The sequence below is a fragment of the Acinetobacter sp. CIP 64.7 genome (assembly GCF_000369745.1).
In the GTDB taxonomy this organism is placed as follows: Bacteria; Pseudomonadota; Gammaproteobacteria; order Pseudomonadales; family Moraxellaceae; genus Acinetobacter; species Acinetobacter fasciculus.
Window position 1 is genome coordinate 220,412 of record NZ_KB850178.1, and the last position, 13,846, is coordinate 234,257.

The 13,846-nt window shown below is 38.3% G+C and carries 12 protein-coding genes and 2 pseudogenes; 10 read left to right on the forward strand and 4 right to left on the reverse strand.

The window, feature by feature from the left end; all coding sequences use genetic code 11:
* Positions 1–212: integrase core domain-containing protein (locus tag F890_RS03215; protein WP_005265707.1), on the forward strand; the 212-nt coding region annotated here is incomplete at its 5' end.
* 1 nt (position 213) lies between these two features.
* On the opposite strand, the gene F890_RS03220 is transcribed toward F890_RS03215, so the two are convergent.
* Both F890_RS03220 and F890_RS03225 read right to left on the reverse strand, forming a co-directional pair.
* Entirely contained in the window at positions 214–447 is a 234-nt protein-coding gene (locus tag F890_RS03220; RefSeq protein ID WP_005265709.1) for a hypothetical protein, read from the reverse strand.
* Positions 448–644: 197 nt separating this feature from the next.
* Positions 645–1,700, reverse strand: coding sequence for an aromatic ring-hydroxylating oxygenase subunit alpha (locus F890_RS03225; protein WP_000991568.1), 1,056 nt, complete (start codon positions 1,698–1,700; stop codon positions 645–647).
* Between the two features lie 344 nt (positions 1,701–2,044).
* Between F890_RS03225 and F890_RS03235 the strand changes: the two genes are divergently transcribed.
* From F890_RS03235 to F890_RS19320, 3 genes and pseudogenes are all read left to right on the forward strand, one after another.
* Positions 2,045–3,034, forward strand: coding sequence for an isopenicillin N synthase family dioxygenase (locus tag F890_RS03235; protein WP_005090782.1), 990 nt, complete (start codon positions 2,045–2,047; stop codon positions 3,032–3,034).
* Between the two features lie 26 nt (positions 3,035–3,060).
* Positions 3,061–4,137 carry an apurinic/apyrimidinic endonuclease family protein gene (locus F890_RS03240; protein ID WP_000738084.1) on the forward strand — a complete coding sequence of 359 codons (1,077 nt, stop codon included), beginning with the start codon at positions 3,061–3,063 and terminating at the stop codon, positions 4,135–4,137.
* Positions 4,134–5,221, forward strand: a pseudogene (locus tag F890_RS19320) (BMP family ABC transporter substrate-binding protein). The gene F890_RS03240 and the pseudogene F890_RS19320 overlap by 4 nt, the downstream one beginning before the upstream one ends.
* A gap of 70 nt (positions 5,222–5,291) precedes the next feature.
* Here the strand turns inward: F890_RS19320 and F890_RS03255 are convergent.
* The gene (locus tag F890_RS03255; RefSeq protein ID WP_005265710.1) at positions 5,292–6,224 is read right to left on the reverse strand and encodes a LysR family transcriptional regulator; all 933 of its coding nucleotides are present in this window, start codon (positions 6,222–6,224) and stop codon (positions 5,292–5,294) included.
* Positions 6,225–6,531: 307 nt separating this feature from the next.
* Between F890_RS03255 and F890_RS03260 the strand changes: the two genes are divergently transcribed.
* The 5 genes and pseudogenes from F890_RS03260 to F890_RS03280 all read left to right on the forward strand — a co-directional run.
* A complete protein-coding gene (locus tag F890_RS03260; protein ID WP_005265712.1) occupies positions 6,532–7,506 on the forward strand; it encodes an isopenicillin N synthase family dioxygenase in 975 nt (324 codons plus the stop codon).
* A 16-nt stretch (positions 7,507–7,522) separates the two neighbouring features.
* Entirely contained in the window at positions 7,523–8,476 is a 954-nt protein-coding gene (locus F890_RS03265) for an isopenicillin N synthase family dioxygenase (RefSeq protein WP_005090792.1), read from the forward strand.
* Positions 8,477–8,493: 17 nt separating this feature from the next.
* On the forward strand, positions 8,494–9,285 hold the full coding sequence (locus tag F890_RS03270) for an outer membrane protein OmpK (protein ID WP_005265715.1): 792 nt from the start codon (positions 8,494–8,496) through the stop codon (positions 9,283–9,285).
* 20 nt (positions 9,286–9,305) lie between these two features.
* Entirely contained in the window at positions 9,306–10,610 is a 1,305-nt protein-coding gene (locus F890_RS03275) for a nucleobase:cation symporter-2 family protein (protein WP_000185581.1), read from the forward strand.
* A gap of 96 nt (positions 10,611–10,706) precedes the next feature.
* Positions 10,707–11,459: pseudogene (locus tag F890_RS03280) on the forward strand (IS5-like element ISAha2 family transposase); the annotation flags it as partial.
* A 56-nt stretch (positions 11,460–11,515) separates the two neighbouring features.
* Here F890_RS03280 and F890_RS03285 read toward each other — a convergent pair.
* Positions 11,516–12,571, reverse strand: coding sequence for an aromatic ring-hydroxylating oxygenase subunit alpha (locus F890_RS03285; RefSeq protein ID WP_005090794.1), 1,056 nt, complete (start codon positions 12,569–12,571; stop codon positions 11,516–11,518).
* Positions 12,572–12,816: 245 nt separating this feature from the next.
* Here F890_RS03285 and F890_RS03290 point away from each other — a divergent pair, with 245 nt between their 5' ends.
* Positions 12,817–13,743 (forward strand): LysR family transcriptional regulator, encoded by a 927-nt coding sequence (locus F890_RS03290; RefSeq protein ID WP_005265716.1) that lies wholly within the window; start codon positions 12,817–12,819, stop codon positions 13,741–13,743.
* The last annotated feature ends 103 nt before the right edge of the window (positions 13,744–13,846 follow it).

Consider the following 13,846-nt stretch of genomic DNA (forward strand, 5'->3'; position numbering starts at 1 on the left):
TGGCTGAAACGGTGAATGGCTTATACAAAACAGAGGTGATTGAATATTTAAAAGCAGATTGGCAAGGTTTAGCAGATGTACAACTTGCGACACTAAACTGGGTAGATTGGTTCAATAAAAAGCGTGTACACAGTGCACTGGGTTATGTATCGCCTTTTGAGTTTGAAGCAATGTACTATGATAAGATTAACCCGTTAGGTCAGGTGGCCTAACTTAAATAAAAAAGTCTCCGACAAACCCGGTACGGTTCAAGGGGATATGCATAACGGTACTTGGATTGACCAAGGTAATAGAAGCTACATCGTCGAACTTGGCTTTCTTTGAGTTTGCGAGATAGTTCTTGATTTCAACTACACGAGATTCTGGAACACGCAAAACTTTTGTAGGTTCATCATAAAGAGCTTTACGTCCTGCCCCTTCTCTACTTCCACCATACTGGTTTACCATCTATGTCTCTCCCTGTATAAACTTGATATTGTAACAAAATCAAGTTTATTAATTAGAAGAAGCTAAGACAATGAAATTACGATAAATGGTTAGTCACTTTTATATTAGTATTTCTGCGAAATCAATCTCTAAAAATATAAGGGAAACTATTTCCCTTATATTTCAACCAATCGTGAGAATCAGGTTATCTTATATCCCTAGACCACATATCTTTTACTTAATCCCCATTCTGCCAATATCCGTCTATATGTCGTTGAAGATTTGTCTGCTGCAAAGTGCGCCTCCATTGAAACATCTAATGGAAGTTCTTCCGGTTTTTGACTCTCAACAATATCCTGATCCTCTGCAAAAATTTGTGCATTGAAGTCATATACAGCCTGTAGGTCACCCGTCGTATCAAAATTACGTGTCAACGGAACAAATAGCCTGGTTTGATTATGCGAAACAGGACAACAAGCATTCAAAATTTTTAAAATCCCATTGTTAGGAAAATAGACAGTAAGTGTTGCCGAGAATGGAGGATATACATCAAATTCTCGTTTCCATAAGAAATTCTCTGGCTCTAAATGTCTCAAACTATGAGGAAAGTTACTTACTGTAGAGATATAAATCGTTTTAAGTCCATAATCTGTTCTTTCAGTTTCATATTTTGGCACTACTGGATTATCACGATCAGCGAATGCCTTGTTATGCACCCAGGCAAAATGTGCCACATCGATAAAACCTTCAAGCTGACGACCACTAGAACCTGCTATATCAACAAATGGTGGGAGTATTGATTGATGTTCATCTGAATCCCAAGTTTCAAGAACTGGAAAATTAGCTTCACTTTCATCACGGCTAAATAAGCTGGTCCAAACTAGTCCATATTTCTCAACTACAGGGAATTTAGTTAAGGTGAACCGATCTGAAATTTGGGTAAGTTCTGGTTGAGCAGGGATTTTTACGCACTTACCTTGTGCGTTATAGTTGAGCCCATGATAGGGACAAACAATATTTTCACCTTCTACCCATCCTTTACTTAATGGCACTCCTCGATGTGGACAGATATCTCTTACCAGATGAATTTCTCCACTTTCAGTTTTATAAATAGCCATTTTGACATCAAGAAGCTGAACTTGCTGCGGTTGAGTCGTTACATCCTGGATTTGAACTACCGGATACCAATGCTGCGCTAGAATATTCCAGTCATTTGGGTCAAATTGACTACATTGTGGCTGAGTGAATAAATTGAGAACTGGTATTGCATTCATTTTAGCGCTGCCCCTCTTATAAGTTATTGATTAATTCAAACTTCTTAGCATTGCTGCATCATGACTTTTTCTTTTCTATCTGTCTATTAAAGACTTTAGGAATGGTATTTCTAATTTTTAGAACACTTTTCTTATTATTGTTCTTCTTATCTAAACTTAACGAATAACTAGCATTTTATAACTCATCACAATTCTTAATTGATGCTGAATTACTTGGACTCCTATTACTACTCTGACTTTATTTAGTGTTGCCTTTTTGGCAACGAGTTGAGCGAGATTCTCTGCTATGCACGGAATTAAATTGTCATTAAGTTGATAACAACAAAGTTCAAAGAGCCACAAAAATGTTGACATACACACCACCTTCTACGGCTAAAAGTATTCCAGTAATCGACTTAAGCGACAGTTTTTCCGATAACCTGGAAAACCGGAAATCTGTTGCGTGGGAAATCCATAAAGCATGCAGAACAACAGGTTTCTTCTATATTAAAAATCATGGTATCGCTTCTGAAGTTCTCCAAAAACAATTAGACATTGCAAAACAGTTTTTTGACCTTCCGATTGAAAAGAAACTAGAAGTTGATTTCAAAAACTCCAAATGCCTTCGTGGTTATGAACCAATGGCAGCTCAAACACTTGATGAAGGCTCTCCTCCTGACTTAAAAGAAGGGTTCATGTCAGGGAAAAATCTAGATTCAAGTCACCCATATGTCCAAAAAAGCTATCCACAACATGGGCAGAATCAGTGGCCTGAAGATCTTCCTGAAATGAAGACCCAGACCGAAACCTATATTCAACAGACTTTAAAACTGGGTAAGCATCTAGCTGGCCTATTGGCACTTTCTCTTGGGCTTGAAGAAAACTACTTCGAGGCAGGCTATGATGAAACTGTCATTATTACCCGTATGCTTCACTATCCTCCTCAATCTGAAAAAATTGTAAACAATCAGCTAGGGTGCGGTGCGCACACTGATTGGGGGTTACTGACGCTCTTATTGCAAGATGAAGTAGGTGGACTAGAAGTACGCAATAGTGAGGGTGAATGGATACGTGCACCTCACATACCAGATACTTTTATCGTAAACCTCGGTGATTTAGTCCAATTCATGACTAATGGACTCTACCTCTCAAATATGCACCGTGTTTTCAATAGTAAAGCAGGTGTCTCACGTTATTCGGTTCCAACCTTCTTTGACTTGGATTACGAATACAAAATCAAAACGCTGCAAAATTTAGGTGATCAATTTAAGGCTGAACCTAAAGAAATGACTGTAGGTGAGTACCTAGCCTATATGTATCAAAAAACTTACGCATCGAAAAAAGAAGCCGTTTAATTTATTCAACAGTTGGTATCAAAATTATGAAAAAAATGTTTCCTCTAGGTTGTGCTGGTTTAGGCATTCAAAACTCATCAAAAGAACGACCAGTAAGCCTGAATGAGCCTACTATTCTCGAACAGTTCGAAATGCTAAAAGCTGCGGAGGTCTTTGATTTTCTGGATCGTATCCCTCTTGAAGATAGTCAAATAGATGCTTACATCAAGGCAAGTCAGAAAACAAATATCCCTATTTATTCTGGTTGTGGCTTATATGTCATTGGCAAGGATGAGGAAGCATTCAAACAGGATATTAATCGTAGTGCCGCTGTAGGGGCCAAATTCCACAACATGATGATTTGGGCAAAACATGCAGATGGTCATTATGTAACGAACGAAGAAGTTGCTAAAACTTATATCGATTTCTACACCTACGCTCAAAGTAAAGGAATAACGGTTACCTTAGAGTGCCACGTTGATAACTGGTCTGAAGATTATCGTCGAGTAATTCCGGTGGCTGATCTTATAGAAAAAGAAGGTGTGCCGTTTGAGTTTGCAATGGATTACAGCCATTGTATTTTTAAAATTGAAAATGAAATTGAGCTTGCTGTATCACAAATGCGTGATGATCCTGAAGCTATCAGAAAGTTAGATCCTTTTAATAATGATAGTTTTGCAGATGATTGGCTGAATCGAAATTTAGTTACATGGGGGCAGATCCGTCCTGCAGTCCCGAATAATCCAGTTAACTGGTTAGCATTTGAAACAGGACCATATAATGGCTTAGGAACAAATCGTCCTGGCCGAGGAATTCAGTATCCATTTAATCAACCTACGGAAGGTGAATGGCATACAGACTTCTGGCATGCATATAAGCTTGCACCAACCAAAGAAGTCATTCGTAAAATCATTGATAGCTACTTGAACAATCCAAATTCTAAAGTTCAACTTATGACTGTTGATAATATCAATTTAGAGTCGTATGGTTTAAATTGGAAATACAACATGTTTGCCGACAGTTGCAGTGTTGCCCATTATATTCGTGAGATTTATGAGGAGCGACTGGCAATATTTATGGCAAAACAAAATTCAACTGATACTCTTCAAAGAGAATCAGCATGAATAACCTACTTAATTTAAAAAATATTTTCGTAAATGCCAGTCTTTTAGGACTTTTACTCATCAGTGGGGCCAATCCAGCATTGGCCGCTGATCAAGCGGCTTTTGTCTATGTCGCTCATAAAAACGATTATGGTTGGTCTTATTCACACGATATAGGTCGTCTGAAAGCAGAAAAGTCCTTACAGGGTAAATTTAAGACCTCTTATATCGAGAATATTCTAGATAATGCCGACTCTGAACGTACATTTCGGAGACTCGCACAACAAGGAAATAAGGTTATATTTGCTACTACCTTCGGGTATATGAATGCCATTGAAAAGGTAGCTAAACAGTTCCCGAACACCATTTTTATGCATGCGAACGGATATAAAACTGCAAAAAATGTGGGAGTCTATGATATCCGAACCTATGAAGGCTCTTACTTGCAAGGGGTATTGGCAGGCTATAAGACTAAAAGTAATGTTTGGGTGTTGTAGCACCATTCCCAATTCCTGAAGTCATTAGAGACATCAATGCCTATACACTTGGGGCTCAATCTGTAAATCCAAAAATTAAGACCAAGATAGTCTGGATTAACACTTGGTTTGATTCAGGAAAAGAGCATGAGGCTGCACTTGCATTAATATCGCAAAATGCTGATATATTATCACAAGTCACCAACTCACCCGCTGTAGTTAAAGCTGCTCAGGAAAAAGGGAAATTTGGCTTTGGCTGGAACTCAGATATGAGTAAGTTTGCTCCTAAAGGTCACCTAGCTGCATCAGTGTTATATTGGGAAAAAATCTATACTCCTGTTTTGCAGCAAGTGCATAACAAAATATGGAAGTCGGGATCGACATGGTATGGTGTCAAGGAAGGTGCCATCGATATAGCAGGTTTTGGTCCAATGGTCTCTAACAATGAAAAAATGAAGGTTTTGGCAGTCCGAGATAAAATTCGTAACGGTCAATATATTGTGTTTAGTGGACCACTTTACAAACAAGATGGAACATTACTTTTGGGAAAAGGTAAACATCTCTCAAATACGCAATTGATGAGTATGAATTATTTCGTTAAAGGCGTGGATGCTGCTTATCCAAAATAAACAAAGCTAAGCCTTTATTGAGGGATTTCGATAAGGGCTTAGCTTTTTAGTTGTACTTTTCAGGTTATGTTTATTGTCCAGCTTCGCCTCTTTGTAGGATTTCATCTGTAATAAGCCTGGAGAGAGCGTCTGTTGCTGTAGAAAGATAATGACCTTTACGTGAATACAGACCTAAATCACAGTAGATACCATTGTTATCATTAAGCGGAATATAGCGAAGGCGATTATTAATTATTTCATTTTCCAACCCAAAGAATGTCTGAAAACCAATTCCCTTATTCCTGAGTATTAACTGTTTCATTAATTCCAAAGAACTCGTTTGCATTTTAAAATTTGGAATAGCATGTTGTGCACCCGCAAATAATGGCGCCAACTGTTGATAAATAGACAAATTAGGTTTTGGCATAATCACATCATAGTCGAGGCACTGATGGAATGACACCGTCTTTTGAGAAGCCAGCGGATGGTCAGTCGATACAATTGCACCTAATTTAAAATGGGATATTGCTATTTGGTGCAAATCATTATGCTTTGGCAAGGCAAAAGCCAAGCCTAGATCCACCCGATTTTCAATGATTTCATTAGGGATATCTTTTGAGCCTAAAATTGTAACCCCTACAGTTATATTAGGATATTTGACCTGGAATTTTTCAATAATCTCTGGCAGGAAATTAATCGCTAGTGTTTCAACACTCGCAATTTCAACATGACCTTTATAAAGCCCTTTCAGTGCATCCAATTCATTCTGCAATCGCTTAGTATCTCTCAGTACTAAACTGATATGTCTTGAAAACAACTCACCTGCATGAGTAAGCACCATACCCGAAGGCACCCGATTGAATAATGGTGCTCCAATTTCATCTTCGAGTTTTAAAATTTGCCTGTTTACAGCAGAAGATACGACATTTAATTGTCTGGCTGCTTCCCTGATTGAACCGCACCGGCGTACAGCATCAAAATAATGAATTGCTGCTGAGTGAAAGCGAAGACCACGTGTACTCATTTTAACATCACATCCTATTCCAATTTTAAAGCCCCAATCCATTTATAAATTTGAATGAGCTATTGAAATAGAAGCAAAAAACTTGCCATTAAGTAGCAGCCATTTTTTGGACCTAAAGCATTATTTTCAGTGCATCCCGTTGCTTTTTCAGCATCATCACTCATTTAAAAAAGTTTAAGCAATTGTTTTTATTTAATTAATTAAGAATAGCTCTCTTTTTGGCATCAGCTTGATCGATATTCATTGCTATGCGGTCTCATGATTATTTTATAAAAAAAAGAAAACATTATTTTTGAGAGATTGCTACATGACTGCGCTGGAAAACAATCAAAACATTACCTCTATACCCATCATCGATATTTCTGGACTTTTGGATAATGACATACAAACGCACCAAAACATTGCTTCAAATATTCGGAAAGCATGCTTAGATAAAGGTTTTTTTTACATTACGGGACATGGAGTTTCTAAAGCATTACAAGATAAGGTTTTTGAATATTCCAAATTATTTTTCAGTCTTCCCCTAGAACAGAAAATGCAATGGACCATCGAGCTTTCTGAAGCAAACCGAGGTTATGAACAATTAAGAGCACAAACCCTTGAACCTGATTCTCCACCTGATATCAAGGAAGGCTTTTATATCGGGAAGGAACGCTCAGCTTCAGATCCTGTTGTCATCCATAAAGCTTTTAACCAAGGCCCAAACCAATGGCCAGATATTGATGGATTCAAAGAGGTTATGGAGGAATACCAACTAGAAATGATCAAAGTCTCAGAAAGGCTCATGCATGCTATCGGTTCGTCACTAGGTCTGGAAGAAGATTATTTCTCAGAGTTCTGCAAGGATGCAGATTTAGTCACCTTGCGTTTATTGCACTATCCTCCACAACCCTCTAATGCTCAACCAAATGAAAAAGGATGCGGGGCACATACTGATTTTGGAGGGTTAACCCTATTACTTCAGGATCATAACCGCGGTTTACAAGTGTGGGATCAAACTCAAAACCAATGGATTTGGGCAGAGCCAATTGAAGATAGTTATGTCGTTAACCTAGGTGACCTAATCTCTATGTGGACGAACAATACATATAGATCCACCCTCCATCGCGTCATCAACATCTCAGGTGGGGAACGATATTCTGTTCCATTCTTCTACAGCGGTAATCACCAGTATCAGATTGAATGCATTCGAGAGTGTTTGGAGGAAAACTCAGAACCGCTATATCCACCAATCAGTGTTGAACAGCATTATCGTGACATGTTCAAAAAAACATATATCTAATAATAAGGAGTTTCCCATGAAAAAATTACCAGTTATCGACATTGCACCTCTTTATGACGTTAACCATCCTGATTATGCAGATATATGCAACCAAATTGACCAAGCATGTCGTGAATGGGGGTTCTTCTATATCAGTGGTTATAAACCGAATCACCTTGCAGAAGTTCAAAGTTTAGCTAAAGAGTTTTTTAGTAAACCACTGCTTGAAAAACTAGAAATAGACATCCAAAAACACAAAGCCTCTCACAGAGGATATGGTGCATTGGGTGTTGAACAACTTAATCCTGACCTGCCCAATGACTTTAAAGAAGTATATGACATGGGTGTTCACCTAGAAGCAGATCATCCTGATGTAATCAATAAAGAACCATTACGTGGTCCTAATGTATATCCGAATATCGAGGACTGGAAAACTGTAATGGATGGCTACTTTGAAGAGATGTTGGACTTAGGAAAAGTTCTTCTAAATGCCATGTCTCATGCCATTGGTCTTCCACAAAATTATTTTGATTACTGCCTACAAGAAAGTCTGTGTGCACTCCGCCTCATTCATTACCCACCTGCATTAGACAATACGCAATCAGAGAGTTTCAATGCTGGAGCACACACTGATTATGGCTGCGTGACTATTCTTGCTCAAGACGATGTAGGGGGATTGCAGGTTCAGGATGTGAATGGGAATTGGATCGATGCTCCGCCTATTCCTGATACTTATGTTATCAATATCGGCGACATGATGGCCCGTTGGTCCAATGACATCTACAAATCTACACCACATCGTGTTTCAAGTCCTAAAGGCAAACAACGTTTTTCTTTCCCATTCTTCATCCAGCCGAGCCCAAAAACTGTAATCCGTTGCCTGCCTAACTGTTACAGCGAATCCAATCCACCTAAATATTCACCAATTACTAGCATGGAATATCTACAGTCACGCTTTGATGCTACTTACAAACATCGTGCTGACGTTTAAATATCGGGGACATTCAAATGAAAAAAATTATCACTTCATTACTATTAAGTACCTGTGCAGTCAGCACTTACTCTTTTGCAGAAAAACCTTGGTTATATTGGCAATCCAATAGTATTTCTGCACTTTATGGTAAAGGTTTCGAAGTAGAGCCGGATACACATGAAACGATTACTTTTGAACATGCGAGCAGTTGGAGATGGGGAGATCTCTTTCTATTCGTCGACACTTATTGGTTTGACGGTGAAAAGACTGCTTCCCAAGGACATAATGCTGTCTATACAGAAATAGCCCCACGCTTTTCAATAGGAAAACTAACCAATACGAATTTGAGCTTTGGGCCAGTGAAAGATGTCCTAATAGCTACGAGTTTTGACTTAAGTATTCAAGATCAGCCTGGCTATGACGATATGTGGACTTATTTAGTTGGTCCAGGTTTTGACCTAGATATCAAAGGCTTTGATTATTTCACCCTTAATTTTTACTATCGCATTCCAGACGATGGAAACACCCCAAGTGGACAATGGCAAATCACTCCTTCCTGGTCATATACCGTCCCATTTCTTAAATCATCAATCATTTTTGATGGATACATTGATTGGGTAGTCAATTCCAAAGGTAATAACTCTTCCGACTTTCACTTTAACCCACAAATCAAATATGACCTTAGCCCTCATCTAGGCTTAAGCCCAAAAAAATTAGCAGCAGGTATTGAATACGACTATTGGAAAAACAAATTCTTAATCGAAGACACTCCATATTTTAAAACTAATCAAAATGCTACTAGTTTCATCGTCAAATATACCTTTTAGGCTGAAGGAGAAAAACATATATGACTAACACAATCACAGCCAATAACTTAAAACCAAGCTCCATGATTTTTCTCAGTATCCAGCACGTCTTGGTAATGTATGCAGGTGCTGTTTCAATTCCCCTAATTGTTGGAGGAGCTTTAGGGTTAAGCACTGCAGAAATTGCTTTCTTAATTACTGCAGATCTATTTGTTTGTGGCATTGCCACCCTCATTCAAACTATTGGTTTTAAAAATGTAGGTATTCGCTTTCCCATTATGATGGGAGTTACCTTTACTGCAGTAGGCCCAATGATTGCAATTGGGACTAATCCAGATATGGGACTACTAAGTGTATTTGGGGCAATCATTATCGCAGGGATCTTTGGCTTCCTGATTTCACCATTTATTGGAAAGTTAATACGATTCTTCCCTCCTGTGGTGACAGGAACTCAAATTCTTGTGATTGGTCTATCTCTCATTGGTATTGCAGGCACATGGTCCGCTGGCGGATATGGGGTAAAAGACTTTGGAAATCCATTGTACTTATCTATCGCTGCCTGTGTTCTATTAAGCATTATTATCATCAGCCGTTATGTTAAAGGCTTTTTGGGCAACATTTCAGTTCTAATCGGGATGGGAATTGGTTATATCATCGCTGCATTTTCTGGCCTCATCTCTTTAGACAAGATAGATGAAAGCCCATGGTTAGGTTGGGTGATGCCATTTCACTTCGGTATTCCAGAGTTTAACTTTTGGGCTGTCTTGACTATGTGCGTAGTCATGCTGGTTATTTTCATTGAAACAGCTGGGATGTTCATGGCTGTAGGTGAAATTGTTGAAGAAGAGGTGGATCAGGAAAAATTGACTCGCGGTTTTAGAGCTGACAGCCTTGGCACAATGATTGGTGGGATTTTTAATATCTTCCCGTATACATCCTATGCTCAGAACATCGGTTTGCTAGCGATCACAGGTGTTAAGAATCGCAGTGTATGTGCTTTAGCTGGTGTGTTTTTAATCCTTTTAGGTCTATTTCCTAAAATAGCTTACTTTGTTGCGTCTATACCCTCATGTGTTCTAGGTGGAGCCGCATTGTTTATGTTTGGGATGGTGACATCTAATGGTATCAAAGTACTGCAGCGTGTCGACTTTCAAAATGTGAATAATCTCTACATCATTGCAGTCAGTGCCGGCATAGGTATGTTGCCTGTATTCTCACCTACTATTTTCTCACAACTACCATCTTATCTTTCACCTCTGTTAAACAGCCCAATTTTGCTAACGGCTTTTTGTGCTGTGATTTTGAATGCTGTTCTCAATCGAAAACAGCGGATATTGGATGAATAGTATCTTCAGAAATTGAAAGATGCATAAATATCAGATACACAGGGCTTTGTTGCACAAACCTAGCCTATAAGGTTTATTCAGTCCTATAATTTCAAAATGATCAAATCTTTATTTAGACTCTCTTTACGCATGGTCACAGGTTTTGTTCAAAGTCTGATTAAACTTTGTGGATTAAATTGGACCGCACCAGATTACAGTACGCTTTGTCGAAGACAAAAACATATTGATATTGCGATTAGCTATCAAAAAAGTAGTGATGGGCTACATCTACTCGTCGACTCAACTGGCTTAAAGTTTCTAGGTGAAGGTGAGTGGAAACGTAAGAAACATGGACCTGAATATCGTCGCCAATGGCGTAAGCTTCATATTGGCATCGATGCTGAAACCTTGCAAATACGTGCAGTACAGCTTACTACAAATAATGTGAGCGATTCGCAAGTACTCGGTGATTTACTTGCTCAAATTCCCTTAGATGAACGAATTGATTCGGTCTATACCGATGGTGCTTATGACACGAAGCACTGCAGACAAGTCATTCTAGATCGAGATGCACATGCGCTCATTCCGCCAAGAAAAAATGCAAAACCATGGAAAGATCAGAAATTGAGATCTTTAGAGCGGAATGAGTTACTGAAAACAGTTAAACGTTTAGGAAGAACGCTTTGGAAAAAATGGTCTGGTTATCATCGTCGAAGTTTAGTTGAAACCAAGATGCATTGCATCAAACTATTAGGTGATAAATTAACAGCAAGGAGTTTTTCTAGTCAGGTGAATGAGATTCATGCACGCATAGCCGTATTGAACAAATTTACAGAATTAGGTCGTCCTCATACCCAAGTTGTCACTTGAATTCTGTTCAAATGAGCAGAGTGTTATCTTTTAAATCTTTGTGCAACAAAGCCATTTTAAACTGTATAGCGTTTGCTCAATCCCCACTCTGCCAAAATTCGGCGGTAAGTGGTTGATGAACGATCTGCCTCAAAATGTGCCTCCATTGAAATATCTAAAGGAAGTTCTTCTGGTTTTTGGCTTTCCACCATGTCCTGATCTTCAGCGAAGATTTGTGCATTGAAATCATAAACTGCCTGTAAGTCTCCTGTAGTATCAAAGTTACGAGTTAAGGGAACGAATAATCGCGTTTTATTGTGCGAAACTGGACAGCACGCATTTAAAATTTTAAGTAAGCCATTTTCAGGAAAGTCGATAGTCAAAATAGCTGAAAATGGTGGATAGACATCGAAAGTACGTTTCCATAAAAAATCATCTGGTGCTAAATGTTGTAAGCCATGCGGATAGTTACTGACATCACTCACATACTCTGTATGTAAGCCATAATCCGTTCGAACGGTCGAATATTTTTGTACTTTAGGATTTTCACGATCAGCAAAACTTTGGTTATGTACCCATGCAAAGTGCGCAACATCAATAAAGCCTTCAAGCTGACGGCCACTTGATCCAGCAATATCGACAAATGGAGGGAGAATTGACTGATGTTCTTCACTGTCCCACGTGTCTAAATCTGGAAAATTGGCTTTCGATACATCGCGGTTAAATAAACTGGTCCAAATAAGTCCATATTTTTCTACAACTGGAAATTTGGTCAGTGAAAAACGATCTGAAATTTGTGTAAGTTCCGGCTGTGCAGGAATTTTTACACACTTTCCTTCACCGTTATAATGTAGGCCGTGGTATGGGCAAATAATTTCTTCGCCTTTCACCCAGCCTTTGGTTAATGGCACACCACGATGCGGGCAAATATCACGCACGAGATGAATTTTTCCACTTTCAGTTTTATACAATGCCATTTTCACATCAAGTAATTGTACTTGTTGCGGTTGTTCTGAAACGTCCTGTGTACGTGCAACTGGGTACCAATGCTGCGCTAAAATATTCCAATCGTTTGCATCAAATGAACTGCATTGTGGTTGGGTAAATAAATTCAGTACAGGAATCGCATTCATTTTTAAATCTCTACATTCGCATTATTTGCAGAACTTTTATGCCATGTAACTAGGGCTAATTCGTTCTTTTCTAAGTCAAAAATACGTTTGGATAGCATTTCTTTCTATTAGAATGATTTGCATACAATGTTCTGCTTTTTAGAACACAAAAGCAGAATGAATTGAAAAAATCAAAAGTTATGGCATGAAAATCGCTTAAGCATGGATAAGTACTTTGTAAACTGCCCGTGAGATTGAATAGCTGTATGTCGATTACCTTTTCCCGATTTTCTGAATATTTTATGGCTGTTGCCCGTACTGGCAGTTTACGTAAAGCCGCAGAACAGCTTTTTATTTCAGTCTCTGCAGTGCATCGGCAAATTGTTCTTGCTGAAGAAGAGTTAGGCGTTGCTTTATTTGAGCGTTTACCGCAGGGGCTGAAGCTAACGTTAGCAGGTGAATTACTTTATGCTGATTTGCTTAAATGGCAAAAAGAATATCAGCTGACTCGAATTCGATTTGATGAAATTCAAGGATTAAGTCGCGGCAATATTGAAATGGGTTTTATTTCTGCCCTAAATGATGGTTTTGTCGTGGATTGTATTCAACGCATGGCTGAAAGCTATCCATGGATTAATCTCAATATCAGTATGAATAGCAGTGAAGAAATATCGAGAAAAATCATTGATGCAGAATTAGATTTTGGCATTATCTTAAATCCTAAAAGTCACAATCAATTAGAAATCTTATCCTTTATTGAAATTCCTTTAGGCTATGTTTTATCACCACATCACACCTTAGCCGGCATGGATAAAATCTATTTATCTGACACTTTAAATGAGCGTCATATCATGCCAAGTGAGCCCTTAGTCATCAGTGATTATGTACATACACTCTATAAACATCACAAATTTAATCCTATACAAAAGATAGAATGTAATGACATTAGAATGATAACATCATTAATTCAACAACAATTAGGCATTGGCTTAATGTCATATATGGATGCATTACCACTTTTAAACTCAAAAAAGATCGTATTTAAGCCCATTCGTGAAAAAGGTATGCATCGTTTAACCATTGCACTGTGCGTCGCTTCAAAACGTCAAACATCTCGTCTTTCACAAATAATGGTAAATTTATTGGTCGAAAAAATGGAAGAAATCAAATTGCAATTAAAGCAACTTCCTTAAACATTTAATCCTTTGCTCTTCAATCTAATGTTTCTAAATAGCTAAAAAAAGCCAGTGTGAATATTCACACTGGCTGCTGAAAGCTAACCTTTTAGTTTTACAT

Bases quoted from the DNA above. Each gene is read 5' to 3' on its own strand.
- F890_RS03260 (WP_005265712.1), top strand. From the start codon at position 6,532: ATGACTGCGCTGGAAAACAATCAAAACATTACCTCTATACCCATCATC.
- F890_RS03240 (WP_000738084.1), top strand. From the start codon at position 3,061: ATGAAAAAAATGTTTCCTCTAGGTTGTGCTGGTTTAGGCATTCAAAAC.
- F890_RS03275 (WP_000185581.1), top strand. From the start codon at position 9,306: ATGACTAACACAATCACAGCCAATAACTTAAAACCAAGCTCCATGATT.
- F890_RS03270 (WP_005265715.1), top strand. From the start codon at position 8,494: ATGAAAAAAATTATCACTTCATTACTATTAAGTACCTGTGCAGTCAGC.
- F890_RS03235 (WP_005090782.1), top strand. From the start codon at position 2,045: ATGTTGACATACACACCACCTTCTACGGCTAAAAGTATTCCAGTAATC.
- F890_RS03285 (WP_005090794.1), bottom strand. From the start codon at position 12,571: ATGAATGCGATTCCTGTACTGAATTTATTTACCCAACCACAATGCAGT.
- F890_RS03265 (WP_005090792.1), top strand. From the start codon at position 7,523: ATGAAAAAATTACCAGTTATCGACATTGCACCTCTTTATGACGTTAAC.
- F890_RS03290 (WP_005265716.1), top strand. From the start codon at position 12,817: ATGTCGATTACCTTTTCCCGATTTTCTGAATATTTTATGGCTGTTGCC.
- F890_RS03225 (WP_000991568.1), bottom strand. From the start codon at position 1,700: ATGAATGCAATACCAGTTCTCAATTTATTCACTCAGCCACAATGTAGT.
- F890_RS03220 (WP_005265709.1), bottom strand. From the start codon at position 447: ATGGTAAACCAGTATGGTGGAAGTAGAGAAGGGGCAGGACGTAAAGCT.
- F890_RS03255 (WP_005265710.1), bottom strand. From the start codon at position 6,224: ATGAGTACACGTGGTCTTCGCTTTCACTCAGCAGCAATTCATTATTTT.